The 15,638-nt window shown below is 47.3% G+C and carries 15 protein-coding genes and 6 pseudogenes; 10 read left to right on the forward strand and 11 right to left on the reverse strand.

Features of this window, described 5'->3' with window-relative positions:
- Positions 1-6: 6 nt before the first annotated feature.
- Together METLU_RS0123820 and METLU_RS27625 are read right to left on the reverse strand one after the other, a co-directional pair.
- Positions 7-312 carry a hypothetical protein gene (locus METLU_RS0123820; RefSeq protein WP_155920783.1) on the reverse strand — a complete coding sequence of 102 codons (306 nt, stop codon included), beginning with the start codon at positions 310-312 and terminating at the stop codon, positions 7-9.
- 195 nt (positions 313-507) lie between these two features.
- Positions 508-757 (reverse strand): annotated as a pseudogene (locus tag METLU_RS27625) (helix-turn-helix domain-containing protein); the annotation flags it as partial.
- A 99-nt stretch (positions 758-856) separates the two neighbouring features.
- On the opposite strand from METLU_RS27625, the pseudogene METLU_RS27630 reads away from it, so the two are divergent.
- Positions 857-946, forward strand: a pseudogene (locus METLU_RS27630) (transposase domain-containing protein); the annotation flags it as partial.
- A gap of 126 nt (positions 947-1,072) precedes the next feature.
- Here METLU_RS27630 and METLU_RS0123835 read toward each other — a convergent pair.
- The 5 genes and pseudogenes from METLU_RS0123835 to METLU_RS0123860 form a co-directional block, all read right to left on the reverse strand.
- Entirely contained in the window at positions 1,073-1,972 is a 900-nt protein-coding gene (locus METLU_RS0123835) for an alpha/beta fold hydrolase (RefSeq protein ID WP_081679274.1), read from the reverse strand.
- Between the two features lie 526 nt (positions 1,973-2,498).
- A pseudogene (locus tag METLU_RS0123845) lies at positions 2,499-2,836 on the reverse strand (transposase); the annotation flags it as partial.
- 34 nt (positions 2,837-2,870) lie between these two features.
- Positions 2,871-3,824, reverse strand: a complete 954-nt coding sequence (locus tag METLU_RS0123850) for an IS5 family transposase (protein WP_027160356.1) — start codon at positions 3,822-3,824, stop codon at positions 2,871-2,873.
- Positions 3,825-3,955: 131 nt separating this feature from the next.
- A complete protein-coding gene (locus tag METLU_RS0123855; RefSeq protein WP_027160374.1) occupies positions 3,956-4,225 on the reverse strand; it encodes a type II toxin-antitoxin system RelE/ParE family toxin in 270 nt (89 codons plus the stop codon).
- 2 nt (positions 4,226-4,227) lie between these two features.
- On the reverse strand, positions 4,228-4,689 hold the full coding sequence (locus METLU_RS0123860; protein WP_027160375.1) for a hypothetical protein: 462 nt from the start codon (positions 4,687-4,689) through the stop codon (positions 4,228-4,230).
- 299 nt (positions 4,690-4,988) lie between these two features.
- On the opposite strand from METLU_RS0123860, the gene METLU_RS28530 reads away from it, so the two are divergent.
- Together METLU_RS28530 and METLU_RS0123870 are read left to right on the forward strand one after the other, a co-directional pair.
- A complete protein-coding gene (locus METLU_RS28530) occupies positions 4,989-5,162 on the forward strand; it encodes a type II toxin-antitoxin system RelE/ParE family toxin (protein WP_269209377.1) in 174 nt (57 codons plus the stop codon).
- A 12-nt stretch (positions 5,163-5,174) separates the two neighbouring features.
- Positions 5,175-5,462: a HigA family addiction module antitoxin gene (locus METLU_RS0123870; protein ID WP_027160376.1), complete on the forward strand. Its 288-nt coding sequence runs from the start codon at positions 5,175-5,177 to the stop codon at positions 5,460-5,462.
- A gap of 70 nt (positions 5,463-5,532) precedes the next feature.
- Here METLU_RS0123870 and METLU_RS0123875 read toward each other — a convergent pair whose 3' ends face one another.
- Positions 5,533-8,322 (reverse strand): LPD7 domain-containing protein, encoded by a 2,790-nt coding sequence (locus METLU_RS0123875; RefSeq protein ID WP_027160377.1) that lies wholly within the window; start codon positions 8,320-8,322, stop codon positions 5,533-5,535.
- A complete protein-coding gene (locus tag METLU_RS0123880; RefSeq protein ID WP_036244115.1) occupies positions 8,312-8,656 on the reverse strand; it encodes a plasmid mobilization protein in 345 nt (114 codons plus the stop codon). The genes METLU_RS0123875 and METLU_RS0123880 overlap by 11 nt, the downstream gene beginning before the upstream one ends.
- Positions 8,657-8,970: 314 nt before the next feature.
- Between METLU_RS0123880 and METLU_RS27010 the strand changes: the two genes are divergently transcribed.
- The 4 genes and pseudogenes from METLU_RS27010 to METLU_RS28885 all read left to right on the forward strand — a co-directional run.
- Positions 8,971-9,444, forward strand: coding sequence for a hypothetical protein (locus METLU_RS27010; protein WP_155920785.1), 474 nt, complete (start codon positions 8,971-8,973; stop codon positions 9,442-9,444).
- Between the two features lie 39 nt (positions 9,445-9,483).
- Positions 9,484-10,179, forward strand: coding sequence for a StbB family protein (gene stbB / locus METLU_RS0123890; RefSeq protein WP_027160379.1), 696 nt, complete (start codon positions 9,484-9,486; stop codon positions 10,177-10,179).
- 11 nt (positions 10,180-10,190) lie between these two features.
- A complete protein-coding gene (locus METLU_RS0123895; protein WP_027160380.1) occupies positions 10,191-10,952 on the forward strand; it encodes a hypothetical protein in 762 nt (253 codons plus the stop codon).
- A 327-nt stretch (positions 10,953-11,279) separates the two neighbouring features.
- Positions 11,280-11,653, forward strand: a pseudogene (locus METLU_RS28885) (IS6 family transposase); the annotation flags it as partial.
- Here the strand turns inward: METLU_RS28885 and METLU_RS29280 are convergent.
- Positions 11,643-11,762, reverse strand: a pseudogene (locus METLU_RS29280) (IS6-like element ISPmar1 family transposase); the annotation flags it as partial. The pseudogenes METLU_RS28885 and METLU_RS29280 overlap by 11 nt on opposite strands.
- A gap of 878 nt (positions 11,763-12,640) precedes the next feature.
- On the opposite strand from METLU_RS29280, the gene METLU_RS27015 reads away from it, so the two are divergent.
- The 3 genes from METLU_RS27015 to METLU_RS0123920 all read left to right on the forward strand — a co-directional run bounded on the left by METLU_RS27015 (position 12,641) and on the right by METLU_RS0123920 (position 15,255).
- A complete protein-coding gene (locus METLU_RS27015) occupies positions 12,641-13,765 on the forward strand; it encodes a replication initiation protein (RefSeq protein WP_051300345.1) in 1,125 nt (374 codons plus the stop codon).
- Between the two features lie 147 nt (positions 13,766-13,912).
- Complete coding sequence (tnpA, locus tag METLU_RS0123915; protein WP_027160339.1) at positions 13,913-14,344, forward strand: IS200/IS605 family transposase; 432 nt, start codon at positions 13,913-13,915, stop codon at positions 14,342-14,344.
- Positions 14,345-14,523: 179 nt separating this feature from the next.
- Positions 14,524-15,255: a phytanoyl-CoA dioxygenase family protein gene (locus METLU_RS0123920; RefSeq protein ID WP_027160382.1), complete on the forward strand. Its 732-nt coding sequence runs from the start codon at positions 14,524-14,526 to the stop codon at positions 15,253-15,255.
- Positions 15,256-15,287: 32 nt separating this feature from the next.
- Here METLU_RS0123920 and METLU_RS0123925 read toward each other — a convergent pair.
- A pseudogene (locus METLU_RS0123925) lies at positions 15,288-15,476 on the reverse strand (transposase); the annotation flags it as partial.
- Positions 15,477-15,638 lie beyond the last annotated feature (162 nt).

The raw sequence follows: 15,638 nt of genomic DNA on the forward strand, positions 1-15,638 counted from the left end.
CTTGGTCTAGCAAATACCCTCTAATGTATTCCCGCCAAGTGCATGCCATCGAAGCTTAAACACATGCCACTCAGCCTGTTCCACTGTTGAAAAACGCTCTGTACCAATGATATGGCAAGCACGGGCCATATGTTGCATTTTCCCAATGGCCCATTCTTCTCCGGGAACTGTTTCGATGAACACAAAGTGCGGATACTTACTTGGCTCACGCATAAAATTCAACAGATATTGAAGGTCGGCACTATGGCGGCCATACAGATTTCGGTAGAATTCCAGAGCCAAGTCTGTTCGAGTAGGATCAAAGATATACATCAACGCATCACCCAACACCAGTATAAAAATTAACCAATTTTCAAAGGCAGTAACCTGGCAAGCGACAGAATACCTGCAATGCTCGAGCAAGAAAACAAAATCAGACTGGCCAAATTCAGAATCATCAGTCCCGCGGTGAAGCAGTATGGAAATAATTACTTCAGAGAAGAGTTACGTACATTTTAATCCTTCGTCCTTTTCCAGGGCGGCGACTTGTGCTTCGGTCAGAATCAACCCTTGATCGACCACTTTGGCTTCCAGCGCTTTCAGACGATCCTTGAAATTGGCCATGCGCCGGATAGTCCAACGCATGAGCTAGCACCGCTTGCTCCGTTCGCTCATCAACGCGATTTTTCAGATTCGGTTGTCTGCGGCTTTTGTCGAACAGGTTTTCTACACCACTGGATTCAACCGCCGCTTTGTAGCGGTAAAACGTGTCGCGCGACTTCTACATCTTATTATGGGCGGTGAAGTGAAGATATGATTAGATGTACTGGTCCCGCTTACACAATTTAGCTTATGGCGCCGGATTCTGTCAACCATCGTCATTCAAACCCTACTCGGCACCACCAAGCTCAACGGCCTCGATCCGGTGGCTTGGTTAAGAGATACCCTAGAAAAACTCCCCACCTAGCCCAACAGCCGCATCGACGAACTGCTGCCTTTCGGCTCACTGGATTAAATCACAGCGCTGACTGCTTGACGATGTGGATCGGCTGGCCGCTTACAAAGCATATACGTAGATATACTGGTACTTGGATCAAGAGAAAAAACTATAAGTCGCGAATGCTATCTCATCACTATGACTAAAGACTGGCGCATGACCGGCATTGGCCAAATCGTATGTGCGCACACTTGCAATGTCCCTTACAGCTTCGTGAACTTCCGCGGACACAACAAAGTAATCTTCCTCAGGTAGAATCAGAAGTACACGCGTTCGCTTGAACAGCGCAGCAAAATTTTCGGAGTTCTCGTAGTTTTGCGAAGTGTTTCTCTTTAGCTTCGCAGCAACAAACGCTCTAAACTTCTCCGCTGTATCGAAGTTGAGGCCAAACACCGCGTTCATCAACTCATCATCCCGGGACAAAGTCGCCGTCGACTTGATAGACAACTGAAAAAGTTTTCTTGCTCGAGACACTTCGAGATCCGTTAGTCCATCGGCAGCCCCAAACACTGACGGTGTTGTCTGAGGGTCAGTACCCGCAATGCCACTAGGCGCCAAAAGGGATATTCTGTCGGGCGCGATCACACCCGTTCTGACGGCTTGCGCGATAACTTTCGCGCCATTACACCAACCAAATAAACGCAATGGACGTCCAAATTCGTTATAAACATCCGACAAATCCGCAACAAGTTTTTCAACCCGGGGGAGCGCAAAGCCAGCGTTGTCCGGGCCAAGAAAAGCACTGCCACGAACTTCATAGGTTGTAACTAGATAGTGCACAGACAGTGCCTCAATCACACGAACCAATGCAGCAGCTGGAACGTGCAAAGGCGGTACAATTAAAAGCGGTTCCGCACTTTCCTTGCCCGCTTGGTAGCAAATCAGTTCTCCGCCCACGGAAGACGGGATAGCGGTGCAAGTAAGAAAGGACGAAGTAATATCAGACGGGATTTGCTTCCAGTAGCTTGGAAATGTCCGTGGCAATCTAGCATTCATGACAAAACTCGAAGCTTACACTCACATCACCAACTGACGTTAGGAGCATATGGATACCCCCATCCAAAAAACGGTCCGGCAAAGGAAAATCCACCAAAAGGTCACGAGAAATATCAGAGGGGGCAGTTTCCCGTACGACTCGAAATGAAGCGTTTACAATATCGTGCTGGCCTGTAATGGAGTATGTTCCGGCGTATTGGATCCCTCCCCAATCCAGGCCTCTGATCTGTCCACCCTTTATGGTAAAGAATGCACAGGTGCTTCCCCTCCAGCCAGAAAAATAAGCTTTGTAAAGGCCTTCTTTCATTAATATCCTTATTTCACTACATCGTTTCTGGATTTTATCTTATCGACAGAGTATATCTCACAGCTGACCAATATCTAAGCCGGACAAGGAAGTATAGCCCTGGGTTACCAAACGGCCAAGATAGGACTGATAGTACACTTTCTGAGCGACATTGACCCGGCTGCTATGAATGTAAAATATTTAATGAATTATTGTCAAATCTGATGTTCAGGAAGTTGATCAAGCAGCGATCTGGTTAGTGTTGTTGATTTCAATGCCGTCCTTGAATCGGACGCCGGTGGTCACTTTGACTAGATAATCAAATCCCCGCTGCCGTCGCCAGGTTTTCTCGGCGACTGGCCCAGTTTAAACATCATGTGCAGCATCCCGTCCCGAGAGAGACAGCCTTTGGCTCGCTTCGTCCGGTGGCGGATAGTGGCGAAGGTTGATTCGATCGGATTGGTAGTGCGGATGCTCTGCCAATGTTGCGCCGGGAAATCATAGAAAGCCAGCAGTTCCTCTCGATCTTGACGCAAACACTGAACCGCCTTTGGATGGGCGTTGTTGAATAAATCGAAATTTGGCCGAAGCACATCATTTCTAGCTTTTGCACTAGATTTTGATAGACACAGGCATACCCAGGCCTGTCATTCTGTTGAGAGCAGACGCACTGCACCATGCTTCAGTTTTTTGTTGAGGCAACGCACGTGCTTTCATGGTGTTGCCAAAAATGCGCTTATAACGCTGCATGGCAAGCTCAACATAGTTTCGAAAGTTGTAACCCGTTTTTCGTTGCCACGCTATGCGACCTTGTTCAGCAAGGGTTTGAATATGCTGGTCTCGCTGCGTGTCACCAGCGTCTGAACAAACTGCGTTCCTGGGCGGCGGAACCACTACATGTACATGCGACTGTTTAGCTAAAACCGCCTTATAAACTGGCTCTCCATCGTAGGCGCCATCGCCCATGAAAATATCGAAAGGCGTGTCAATTTGGTCGAGCAAATCGGGAACTGCAGTCGGGTCGCCCACTTCTGGCGTAGTGAGTTCACAGGCCAGAACGTTATGATTTTCAACAATCACAAGATGCAGTCTACGCCAGGTGCGCCGAGCAGGAACATTATGTTTTTCCTGGTGCCATTCGTCTTTGCCATAGACTTTGAGTCCGGTGGAGTCAACGATCACAATACTGCCTGCTTCCTTCGCCTTGCTCAGGATATGCCTGGGAAAGACAATGCTGCGCTTGGCAATGCTACTGAAGTCAGGAATAGTGATACCTGCGTTCATAACACGAGCCGGCGAATTCATGAAACCTTCGGTTTGACGTAGCGGCAAATGAAAAACCTGGCGAATAAACCCGGCGGTTTCTATCGCGATGTCAGAATATTCACGTGGCCGCCCGCGAGCACCAGTCTTGATTGGGCGCCACCCCGCTATCGCTTCTTCAGTAAACCAGATCGTAAAATCACCACGTCGCCGTAACCCATTATTGTAGTCATGCCAGTTCGTCACTTGATAACGAGATTTTTTGATTTTATGGCGGCGGCTCTTGTTATGTTTATACGGCATGCGGTGAAATCGATTGGAGTAATGGATCCAAGATAATGTCATATAAACGACTTGAATGCTGAAAACCTGATTTATTCAACAACGCCCTATATAGCTATCTCGATATAATGATAGCTATATAGCAATAATATCTATGGCCATCGCCTCGCCGCATGTTTGACGCGCAGCACTTCAACAGCTCCACCGGCCAGCCGGTAAATCAAAATATAATTGGGATGCGCTACCAGTTCGCGTGTGCCTCTCACTCGTCCTGTTCGGCCTAGCTCCGGGTATTCGTCGAGCTGTCCGGCCTTCTGCATCAGCATATCGACCGTTTCAACAGCGGCCCGTGGGTTGTCCTGCGCGATGTATGCGGTAATGTCATTAAGGTCCTCAACAGCTTGCGGCTTCCATGTCGGCACACTTAAACGCCCTTGCGGTTAGCCTGGTCGAGCAATGCGGCCCGCTTGATTTGCCAATCTGCTAAAACCTGCTCATGCGATACATTAGGGCGAAGATCGTCTATGGATTCCTGAACCTGTTTGACAAGCCATTCATTGTAGGCGGCGGCCTCGTGGGCGGCTTTCATGCGCTCGGCGGCATCGACACGCTTGCGCTCGGTCTTGTGTGCAACGGGGTCGAACTGAGAGGCGTCCACCTGATAGCGCGTGATGCCAATATCTTTGAGGTAGCCGACCAATGTTTCAAACTTTCGAAAAACCCGGACCGCCCCGCGCTTAGCCGCTAGCGCCCGCTCAGTCATGCCGTACTGGATGACCACGCCCCAGCCGCCCGCCTGGCCGACGACAACAGCGCCGCGCACAGCACCCGCCTCAACCAATCGTTCCAGCGTGGCATGGTCGATAGTGTTAGGGGTAGTTGCCATTTCATCACCCTTCAGGTTATTAAATAATAGATGCGACTATAACCGAATAATAGGTAAACGGGAACCGGCAATAAATGATTTTCTATTTCTATTTAACATAAAGTCTGTACACGCACAAAAAACACAACTTGAAACCTGTAACGTTATAAGTTATACTGCCATCTAATATTTCATTCCACGGACGGTATTCATGATTAAAAAAATTAGGCACAAAGGCTTAAAAGCCTTGTATGAAAAAGACGACAAAAGCGGCGTCAAGCAAGACCAGGTTAAACGTCTTCGCTCATTGTTGAGCTAGGCTGGATGCCAGCCGCGTAGCATCTGACATGGATTTACCCGGTCTTGGGTTGCACCCTTTGCAGGGCGAACTCAGCGGATTTCATGCCGTTAATGTGTCTGGCAATTGGCGGTTCATCTTCCGTTTCGATCAAGATGGAAATGTCACCGATATTGATCTAATTGATTACCACTAAGCAGGTAAAACTATGGCTATGCTGAACCCGCCGCACCCCGGCGAAACCATTCGGGAATTATGCCTTGAACCATTGGGCTTGAGCGTAACCGCCGCCGCCAAAGGATTGGGCGTAACGCGCAAAACACTTTCAGAACTGTTGAACGGCCATTCTGGCATTTCCATAGAAATGGCTGTGCGTTTGTCCTATGGCTTTGGCGGCAGCCCTGAAAGCTGGTTAATGCAACAAAACCTCTACGATCTTGCCCAAGCCAGGAGCAAGCTAAGCGCCATGAACATTAAACGGTTCGCCGCAGCTTAACCCCTTTTTCTTTTGCCTGGTAGATTTCTCTGGCCTGGGCGAATAGGCCTAGGCTTGGGTTAGTTCTTCGTTAACGGCTCAATTCCGGCCCTTCACGGCCTTTAATTTTAACCTGCGCCCGCTCTTGGCCCTGCCGATATTGAACCGTCATACGGTCGCTTACTGCTGGCCGCTCGGCCAATCTGCTCAGTTCGTGAGCAATCACCTCGTTCCGGCTGATCGCCTGCACGGCATGAGTTTCGGTAACGTGTAGCACTTCGCCGGTATGCCGGGTGTTTGCGCCTGGCCGTCTTTCGATCAGCTCGCGGCCCGTCAGTTTGGCCACCTGGGCGATAGCTTCCTGCCGTTTCACTTCCATTGTTGGCGCTGCTCGCACCGGCGCTGTGGGCGCGATTTCAGGTTTGACCTGCTCTTTCTCTTTGGGCGTAATCTCTTGTGGCTTTGCCGCTGTGGTCGCTTTCTCACGTTCAGCCCGGGCCAATGCCCTTAATTCCGCTTCCCGTGCTTTCAACTCGGCAAGGTGGGTTTGGTGCGTTTCCATAAGCTTATTCATGCCCTTATCGGTGAACTCGACATTAAGGCCCGCCGCGACGGCCACCAGGGCAGTTTGCCGTTTAAACTCGTCCGAACCTTGCACCTCTAGCACTCGGCCAAACTTCGCCTGGGCCAGCCGTAAGCCGGTTTCGAGGGTGTTACTGTCGGTTTCGTGGACTTTTAACGTCTTGCCCTGGTCGGTGAGGAGGTCCCGGCCCGCCCGGCTGTACGTCACGTCGCCGTTGAGGCTGACGCGGTAGCGAATATCAGATTGGCGGTGGATCGGTTCCTGGTCGCCGGTCGGCGGTTGCTCTCCGGCATTAATGGCCCGCTCGTCCGGCTCCGGCGCTTGCGGTTGTCGATCCTGTTGCCGTCTTAGTTCGGCCAGCGCCGCTTCGTTGCCGCCTTGGGCTTGTTCGGCCAGCCAGTTTTTATAACCGTTTTTGTATTCGTCGGCCCTGGCCTCGGCCTGTTTCTCGCGCTCGATCCGGGCTTGCTCCCTCAAGGCGGTTTCGGCCTGCACCTTCTGCATTTTGACCAAGCTGGTTGCCGCCTTGCGTTCGGCAGGGCTTAGGCCGCGGTTAGCCCGGATCGCGGCCAGCTTGCGCTCGGTGTCCTGTTTGATGCCCTGGCGACGGGATAACTGATTTTCCCGCTTGGCCTGGGCCTCTGCTTTGCGTTCCTGGTCCTTGGCTTTCCACCCGCGCTGGTATGCTTGCCAAAGTGCCGCGCGGGCCGGCTGTTTCGGATTTAGTGCCGGCTCCCGGCCTGTCTGCTCCCGGTAGGCTGCGCGCAAAATCTGCCCCGCTGTCCGGTAATCCAGATTCAGCTCCTTGGTCAGAAAATCGGAAACATTGAGGTTCCGGGTGCCGGCCTTGATCCGGTCGCCGCCGTCCTGGCCCCTGCTGATTTCGTACTTTTCAGGGTTTACGCCATGAGAATGGGATAGCCGGTCAAGCAGCCGTTTTGCATCGAGGCTGCGCTTGATCTCGGCAAATTCCTGGTTGCCCCTTTGCTGTTCGGTCGTCGCCTTTTTATCGTGGCGTAGCTGGCCTGTTACACTGGTTTTTCGTGCTGCTTTTACGCCTCGATCAGATTCAATAGCAGTTTCACGATTTGCTCTTTCGATAGCGGCTCCACCAATGCCGCGATTTCGTCGATCAGTGACGTTTCGGCGGGCTTGGCCATAGTCTCTAGCAGTTGGCTTAATAAATTCAAGGTTTCGGCTTGCTGTTTCTAGATAACGGCTAGCTGTTCTGAGATTGTCTCTAATAGAGTCGGCTCTGCTGTATCCACTGAATTTCTCCGGGTTGTGTGTTTCATAAAATCGTTGTTCGCGCTCTGACAATAGCACCCGTTTTTTGTCGGGCGCTGCTTGGGCGTATTCGTCAAACTCGCGGCGCTTGCCCAGGTAGACATATTTAATCTCTTTGGCCCGGGTGTCGTGCCACTCCTGCAAGGCTTTTTGGTATTTCTCGGCTGGCTCCCGGGGTCCGCCGCTGGTGATATAGTGGGAGTCCATTGCAAGACGCTGAAGCTTTTGATGATGAGACAATTCGATAAAATCACGCTTAAAGGCGGGATCTCTCAAGTTGACGCCATTCACCCACAAATATTCGTTGTCCTTGCCCGGGTTCCGGGTTTTGACTTCGCCGCGCTCTGACAGCATGTGTTTGAAGTCGTCATAACGGGCAACCTTGCGGTTTAGCATTTCCGCCAACAGTTCGTTTTTAAGCTCTTTATGGCTGCCCTTGAAAAAATCGCCTTTATAGCGGCTTAGCAGTTCCGAATCATCCGTGAATAACGCCCGCTTGTTGTCCTTCGGACTGGCAAGCCCGTATTTGTCGTTTATCGTTTCCTGAATCGCCTCTAGGTACTTAACTTGATTTTTAACCAGGCCAAACGGGTTCAATGATTCGCCAGATAATAGATTATATTTTGGTATAACAATGTGAATGTGGGGTTTTCGTTCCACAAACTCGCCGGTTTTCGCATGGGTATAGTTTTTGATTTTGGCTAAGTGCGCCTCGGCATAAAAACTATACTCATCCTCATTGAACGCCGAAAAAGTGAACGTCTTAAAGTCTTGGGTAATAGCCTCTAGCGTTTCCCGGCTGATTTCATCTTCTTTGAACGCCAAGGTAATATGTAAATACCGTTCTCCATGGGTATCAATATTATTGATAATACTATCTGTCAGGCTTAAATCGCCGTCTAATATAACCCGTTCGTCTAATTCATCACGAGTATATTCTCGGCCTTGTTTCTGACCGTTTTCCAGATAGTCTTTTATACCGGATGATCCGCCAGTTATTCTAACTAACATGATCTAATAACGCCTTTAATAATTGGCTTTTGTTCTCTAATTCAGAGAGAAATGAAGCATATAAACTATCGGATAGTTTCCCGGTTTGATTCGCAATATTAGCCGCTCTCGCTAACTGATTAATATTATTACTCGACTTATTTAAGAGGTATAATGCCTGTTTAGTATTATCGGTGGTTTTCTTTCGCTCGATGACTTGGGTTTTATTGGTTAATACCAACTCGCGGAAAAACTCCGATTTGGACCTACCAGAGGCTTTAACTTTTCCCTCAAATACGCTGAATGATTCCTCATCAATTCGGAAATTAAGGCGCTCTGATAACGGTTTCTTCATGGCGTAAATCCTCGCCGCGCGAGCGGCCTTCTGTGGGGTTCAAGGGCAGCGCCCTTGGCACGGTCGCAGGGCATCACTCGATAGAGTGTATGACATGCGCAACGTGCCTGATATCTCTGAGATATACTATAGCACTAGCTCGGCTTATTTAAAAGCCCGTAACCGGGTACTCATTCAGCAAAGATACAGCAATCATTCGGCAATTATTAAGCACTAAAAATGCTAACTTAATCACGCTTTCAGCAATAAATTAGCATTTACTCGGCAATAGAAAAGCAATAAACTAACGGCAGACTTACTGGGTGAGGTGCATCGTGAACAAAAAATCAGATAGAGAGGCGCTACGAGAGCTGATTTCTGACCCCAAGAATCAATCGAAAATGGGCCGACTGAGAGGGCTATTCGATGAAATCGAAACAGCCAAGGCGGCAGGCATTAAAAATAGCAAAATCCTGGCAACGCTTAATGCGCAAGGTTTAGATTTAAATCTCAATACCTTTGAAACCATGCTCTACAACATACGGAAAGAACGTAAAAGAAAACTCAATAAAACCATGGCGGCAACGTCAGTAGATAATACGCCAGAAAAGGAAGTTCATAACCGCAATAAAACCATGGATGACATAGCAGCAATCAATAAAAACAATAATGCAGATCATGAAGACTTATCCGGTTTAACGGACAAACAGCGGCGGGAAAGAGTCGCTGACCACTATATGAATAAAGGGACCAATAACCCCTTGCTGCAAAAGATTTTAGATAAGAAAAAAAGACCAATAAAATCCTGATCACTACCCCCCATTTTTTACCAAGTTAAAGGAATAATCATGAAAATAGCGGTTATCAACTTCTCAGGCAATGTCGGAAAAAGCACGGTCGCCAGGCACCTGTTGGCGCCGCGTTTAAAAGAGGCTGACATCATTGCGGTTGAAAGCATCAACTCGGACGGCTCGCAAGAGGAAGCGATGCGTGGTAAGCAATTTGGCGAATTACTTGAAGCACTAGCGTTAATGGATGATGCGGTCGTGGATATCGGTGCTTCTAATGTTGAAGATTTCGTGAACCTGATGAAGCAGTACCGGGGCAGCCATGAGGATTTCGATTTTTACGTGGTCCCTACCGTCTCCAAAACCAAACAGCAACGCGATACCATCTCGACCTTGGAAGCACTGGCCGAGATCGGCATACCGGCCAAGAAAATCCGCCTGATTTTCAATATGGTGGAATTGGATGAAACCCCGCAACGTGCGTTCGCCAGTCTTTTCGAGTATCACGACAGCGAAAAGAATTTCATGCTCAAACCGGATGCGGTCATTCATGTAAATGACATTTTTGGCAAGATCAAGGATTCTGAACAAAGTATTGCCGCTATTCTCAATGACCCGACTAATTTGAAGGCGCAACTCAAAGAGGCAACCGATCCGGCCGAAAAGCTGCGGATCGCCCAACTGATTGCGATCAAACGGCTAGCGGCGGGCGTGACCGAAGAGCTGAATAGCTTGTTCCAAACGCTATTCAAGTAAGGAGAACCCTCATGACAGAAAGTACCGCATTGGAGGCGCTCACCGCCGAATTACTTGGCGACGTAGGACTGCTGCACGATAGGATCAAAAGCTTGCCGTCCGAGTTGGATGCCTACGTGCAGCAAGCTAAAAAAGAGCTGGAAGTCGCTGTGCGCGAAATCGAGCTGCAAACCGGGGCGAATATTGCCGCTGCCAAACAACTCGATAGCCGTACTGAGGCCATGATGAAAAACGTGGGGGAATATATAGCGTCCCGCCGCAATGCCGAGGCCGAGGTGGCAACCATTGAAATTAGAACAGCGGCCAACGCGGCATTGGCCGATACCGTTAAGCGAGTGGCAGATGAGGCAAACGGGTATATCGCCAAATCCGTAGAGTCGCAATTATCGGCCAATATAGCGAAGCTGAAAGCAGCTGAGGAGAAATTATCCAAAGCCACCGCTTCGTTCGGATGGAAATGGGCCATACTGGCCGGAGGCGCGACGGCGGGCAGCATTGTGTCCGTGCTATTGGTAGCATGGCTGTCCATCTGGTGGCAACACGATCAGGTTGAAAGCCTAGTCGATCAGCGGCAAGCGCTCATGGCCGAGATCAGCCAAATGCAGACCAAAGCGGCCGCACTGGAGAAACGCGGTGGTAAACTTGCCACAAACACTTGTGGGGGGCGGCTCTGCATCGAGGCCAGCACGAACCAGGGCGAAGGCCAGACCGCGTGGCTCGGTCCGTGGAAAAACGACAAGGGAACTCCAATGGTAATTCCGAAGGGATATTGAGTAAAAAGCAAATAAAAACGGCTACACCCAAGGCTGTAACCTAGGACGTGACATAACCACAACGATCAGCTAAGGAGATCATCATGGCTAAAAACATTATTACATTTTTCGCGGGCAAATACGCCATTCATTCTGTCGAGGGGAGACGATCAACAGCCATTTATCGGTAGCTGAGCGGCTTGCATCCGACACGTCTATGCAACTGATGGCGACATTAGGGGGTACGACAACGATTCGTTCATTTTCGGGCCATAACATCTTCAGGTTCTGTCGCAAAATTTGTCAAACTGAACGACAATTTGTTCCTTTTAGGAATTGAAAGCTCTAATGATCAGTTTTGAAGGCGCTCACTATCCGAAAGAGGTTATTCTCTACGCCGTTTTCTTCTATGTCCGCTATACGGTTTCTTATCGGGATCTCGAAGACATTCTGACGGAAAGAGGCGTGAAAGTGGATCATGCCATACTCAACCGTTGGGTAATCAGTTATTCGCCGGCTTTGGAAGTGGAAGCTAAAAAGCACAAGCGCACTGTAGCCGCTTTCTGGCATCTGGATGAGACTTATATCAAGGGCAAAGGGTATACTGATACCGTGCTGTTGATAAATTTGGCGATACCATTGATTTTATGCTTTCCGAGCATCGGGAGGAAGAGGCTGCTACCGCTTTCTTCAAGCAAGCGATCAATAGTAACGGACTGCCATGATATCTTCGAGATCGAGATCGCGGTAGGACACGCCATATCTCACCTAGAAAAATACTGCGTAGAGAATGACATCCTTGGGGAAATGCACACCTTTAAAATTGATCATCAACGCTCATTTGCTAAAACTAAAAGTGGCGCATTATCTTTGAATCGGTAAAACTTTGCGACAAAGCCGATTGCCCTATTCTTTAAGGAAAATCGCATGCATATCAAGAAAAGCTATTGCCAAAATACAACAACTACTAAGCTTATTGTTTAGCTTGTTTTATCTGTTTATTTGTTTTATTTGTTTTCATCTATTTTTTTGTTTTATAAATCAATTTATTACATTAATAAACCTTTGGATTTTGCTGTTAAACCTTTGAAATTTGCTGTTAAACCTTTGAAATTTGCTGTTAAACCTTTGAAATTTGCTGTTAAACCTTTGAAATTTGCTGTTAAACCTTTGAAATTTGCTGCAAAGCTATTATAATTTTGTACAAAGTCTTTGAAATTTGCTGCGAAGCCACTGAAGGTTGCCGTAAACTATTGGGTTTCTATGAAATTTTAAAAGGATTTATTTAGAAATTTTCGCAATGAAACGCAACAAAAGCATAAAATTTATAAATAAAAACAGTCGTTGCGAGGCGGGAAGCCGAGTAGTCCCCAGAAGCGATAGGGCTGGACGTTTTCCCGAAGAGTTTTTTGTGTAGGGAAAATGCAAAGCTTTCCGACATCGCGTCGAGTCATTGTGGACTCATGCCTTAACCCCTTGTTGGGTTAAGGCGAAGGTCGCAGGACGGCTGGGGCGCCGCAGGCATGAGCGGTCGCGTGATTTTTGCAGCTTGCTTGGGATGGGGGATGCCCAAAACAAGCTTTCGCAAAAATAGCGATTCCCCGGGTATTTTTATTCGAAACCTTTGAAATTTGCTGTTGATTTAATTTTAAAATATTAATGTTTTTTAAAATAAAAACAGATACATATGATTAAGATGTAATATTTTTATGGCTAAAAAAAAGAAAAAGAATCTGCCGCCATCATCATTGATTGTGACTCAATCCAATCAACTCGTTGAGGCTCGTTATAATTTGCCACTAGCGGAGCAGCGATTAATTTTAACGATGATCTCGAGAATTCAGCCTGATGACGAAGACTTTAAGCCTTATCGAATACCAATTAAGGAATTTGCTGAATTCATGGGAATAGACAAGAACTCAGCCTACCGCGAATGTAAAAAAATAACCAAATCACTTTTAACTCGTGTTATTGAAATTGCGGAGCCAGGGCGATTACTGCAGACAGGTTGGGTCTCCTCGGCAGACTACATTGAGGGATCGGGCATGGTGAATTTGTGTTTTGATCCGCTATTGAAACCTTATTTATTAAAATTAAAGGGAAATTTTACTTCATATAAGTTGGAGATGATCCTGAGCTTCAAAAGCCAATACTCTGTACGTATCTATATGCTATTAAAACAATATCAGCGATTGGGAGACAGGGAAATACAGATAGGTTTACTTCGCGATATGCTGGGATTGTTGAAAGATCAGCATAAAGAGTACAGCAATTTGAAAAATAATATATTGAAGCCCGTTCAAAAAGAACTCATTGAAAAAGCTGATTTGCATTTTGAGTTTGAAGAAATCAAACATGGGCGTCGCGTAGAGGCTTTAAAATTTAAAATTTTCAGCAAGCAAAATTCACAATGTATGCTCCCTTCAGAAGTTCCTTTGCCAGAGCCAGAAATTAAAACTGGCCTAACAACTTTGGAAACAGGCTCTTCGTTGCTTGATAAATTGCTTGCGCTGATACCAGATCAGCATCGAACCAAAAAAACCGTTGTTTCTGCGTTAGAGTCCTATGAAAAAAAGCATGGAGTTTCTTATGTTGAGCGCAATATTCTGTACACAAACGAGAAGGCCGAAAAATCTTACGCCGGGTTCCTGAATAATGCATTGAAGGAAGACTGGGGGCATGACTGGTATCTAGAACAACAATCCAAACTCAAGCCATCAGTAAAACCAAAACGGATGGAAATATGGGAAAAACTAGGCTTTGCCAGCATGAAGGAATATGACGAGCATATGTGGAGGCAGCAAATGGATCTCTATGGTGTCGCTAATCATTAGCTGAAGCAACGATAGATTGATGCGGCTAAGAGCTTATCCGTAAATAATATTGGGTTGGTTTTGTCGTTTAATTTTCCATCATAAGGTTTAAACCACCGGCTTTAGCCGGTCAGCTTTAGCTGCGATAATCTGGCCAAGGAGGTGGCAATGGACTATAGATACGGCAGCCATACGGTTTACCAAATTGAGTACCATTTTGTTTGGGTAACCAAGTATCGTTACAAAGTACTGAGTGGTGAAATAGCAGAGCGAGTAAGAGACTTGGTGCGCCAAACCTGCGAAGCGTTTGAGATACGGATTATAAAAGGCGTGGTCAGTAAAGAGCATGTCCCTATTTTGGTGAGTGCCCCGCCGAATATGGCGCCCAGCGAAATCATGAGGCGGATTAAGAGACGAACTTCGAGTTATCTGTTTGAGGAGTTTCCTCACTTGAAAAAGCGGTATTGGGAAAGCCATTTTTGGGCGCGCGGTTATTTTTGCGCCACCGTTGGCCAGATGACCGATGAGATGATCAAACACTATTTGGAGCATCATTTTGAACCTAATCCAAACGACAATTTTAAAATGGAGCCGGATTAAGACGCGTCGTTTAGTCGACGCGTATCCGGACTTTCAGTCCGTTATTCGAACCCACCCGCTTGAGCGGGTGGTTGTTTAGTTTGCAAGAGGTTTAGAATGATAATCTATTTTGGTGTATGATAAAAAAGTAGACCACAACAATACGCCATGAAAGACGCACGCCACAAAGATCACAACCCATGGATAAAGTAACAATTGCTCAACTGAAAAAAAAATTTTCCTGCGATGGTTATGTCGTGATTCCCTCTGTGTTTACACTTGACGAAGTAAATGCAGCTAAGAAAGTCTTATTAGACGCCATTAAATTGGCGGCAACTTTGGACCCTGATGCATGCACTATGCTGTCGCCTGAAGCTTCGGAGTACGAAATATTAACCTTTCTCTCGCAAGCGCGGTATGCTTCCCCACAGCTTTCTATAAAACTTAGAAGGAGAATTATTGAGATTGTGGGATACGACGTTCCTGAAATGATTGAGGCAAGTGTCAATCTAAAAAACGTTGCGCAACAGATTCTTGGCTTAACTCACTTTAACTATAAACTTTTCCTGATCAGCATATGCTTGCCTAGAAGCAGTCATATTTCAGAAGGCTTGCTGGGCTGGCATCAAGATTTTGACGGAGCAGGAAAATACACCGTTTGGTCGCCGGTCCTGAAACATAGCAGCTACCAGAGTGGTTATTTGGAATTTATTCCCGGTATAGACGAGCATTTGCCGCACAGCATAAAAAGCGAACACATCCGTGATGTAAATACCGTCTCTTCAAAGGATCTACCTAAGTCTTCACCTGTTGCTGTTAGCTGTGATTTGGGGGATGTCATAATATGGAACAGTCTGACACTTCATGCGACAGGTGCAAATGAATCCGGCATTCCCCGCTATGCCTTCCTCACCTGGATAGACAGCGACTAATTTGACTGAGAAACTGTTTGGAAACTCCCGCTTCAAGCCAGGCGATTCAACATAATGCGGGTCATGGCGATGTAAATCCAAGTTTCATCGGTGAGAGTGAGACGCTCATAGCTTTTGCTGAGGCGGCGTGAGTGATTCAGCCAACCGAAGGTGCGCTCAACCACCCAGCGACGGGGCAATAGCACAAACTTCCTGGTTTCCTTGGGTCGCAGTACCTCTGCCAGACAGAATTTGAAGCGTTCTGCGACCCAATCCACTAGCCGCCGGCGTTGTTGAATAAATCAGGTTTTCAGCATTCAAGTCGTTTATATGACATTATCTTGGATCCATTACTTCAATCGATTTCACCGCATGCCGTATAAACATAACGAGAGCCGCCGCCA

Source organism: Methylobacter luteus IMV-B-3098, from assembly GCF_000427625.1.
Classification (GTDB): Bacteria; Pseudomonadota; Gammaproteobacteria; order Methylococcales; family Methylomonadaceae; genus Methylobacter; species Methylobacter luteus.

Excerpts from the sequence above, each read along its gene's own strand:
- METLU_RS0123820 (WP_155920783.1), bottom strand. The coding sequence starts at position 312 with ATGTATATCTTTGATCCTACTCGAACAGACTTGGCTCTGGAATTCTAC.
- METLU_RS0123835 (WP_081679274.1), bottom strand. The coding sequence starts at position 1,972 with ATGAATGCTAGATTGCCACGGACATTTCCAAGCTACTGGAAGCAAATC.
- METLU_RS0123850 (WP_027160356.1), bottom strand. The coding sequence starts at position 3,824 with ATGCCGTATAAACATAACAAGAGCCGCCGCCATAAAATCAAAAAATCT.
- METLU_RS0123860 (WP_027160375.1), bottom strand. The coding sequence starts at position 4,689 with ATGGCAACTACCCCTAACACTATCGACCATGCCACGCTGGAACGATTG.
- METLU_RS0123870 (WP_027160376.1), top strand. The coding sequence starts at position 5,175 with ATGGCTATGCTGAACCCGCCGCACCCCGGCGAAACCATTCGGGAATTA.
- METLU_RS0123875 (WP_027160377.1), bottom strand. The coding sequence starts at position 8,322 with ATGTTAGTTAGAATAACTGGCGGATCATCCGGTATAAAAGACTATCTG.
- METLU_RS0123880 (WP_036244115.1), bottom strand. The coding sequence starts at position 8,656 with ATGAAGAAACCGTTATCAGAGCGCCTTAATTTCCGAATTGATGAGGAA.
- stbB (WP_027160379.1), top strand. The coding sequence starts at position 9,484 with ATGAAAATAGCGGTTATCAACTTCTCAGGCAATGTCGGAAAAAGCACG.
- METLU_RS0123895 (WP_027160380.1), top strand. The coding sequence starts at position 10,191 with ATGACAGAAAGTACCGCATTGGAGGCGCTCACCGCCGAATTACTTGGC.
- METLU_RS27015 (WP_051300345.1), top strand. The coding sequence starts at position 12,641 with ATGGCTAAAAAAAAGAAAAAGAATCTGCCGCCATCATCATTGATTGTG.
- tnpA (WP_027160339.1), top strand. The coding sequence starts at position 13,913 with ATGGACTATAGATACGGCAGCCATACGGTTTACCAAATTGAGTACCAT.
- METLU_RS0123920 (WP_027160382.1), top strand. The coding sequence starts at position 14,524 with ATGGATAAAGTAACAATTGCTCAACTGAAAAAAAAATTTTCCTGCGAT.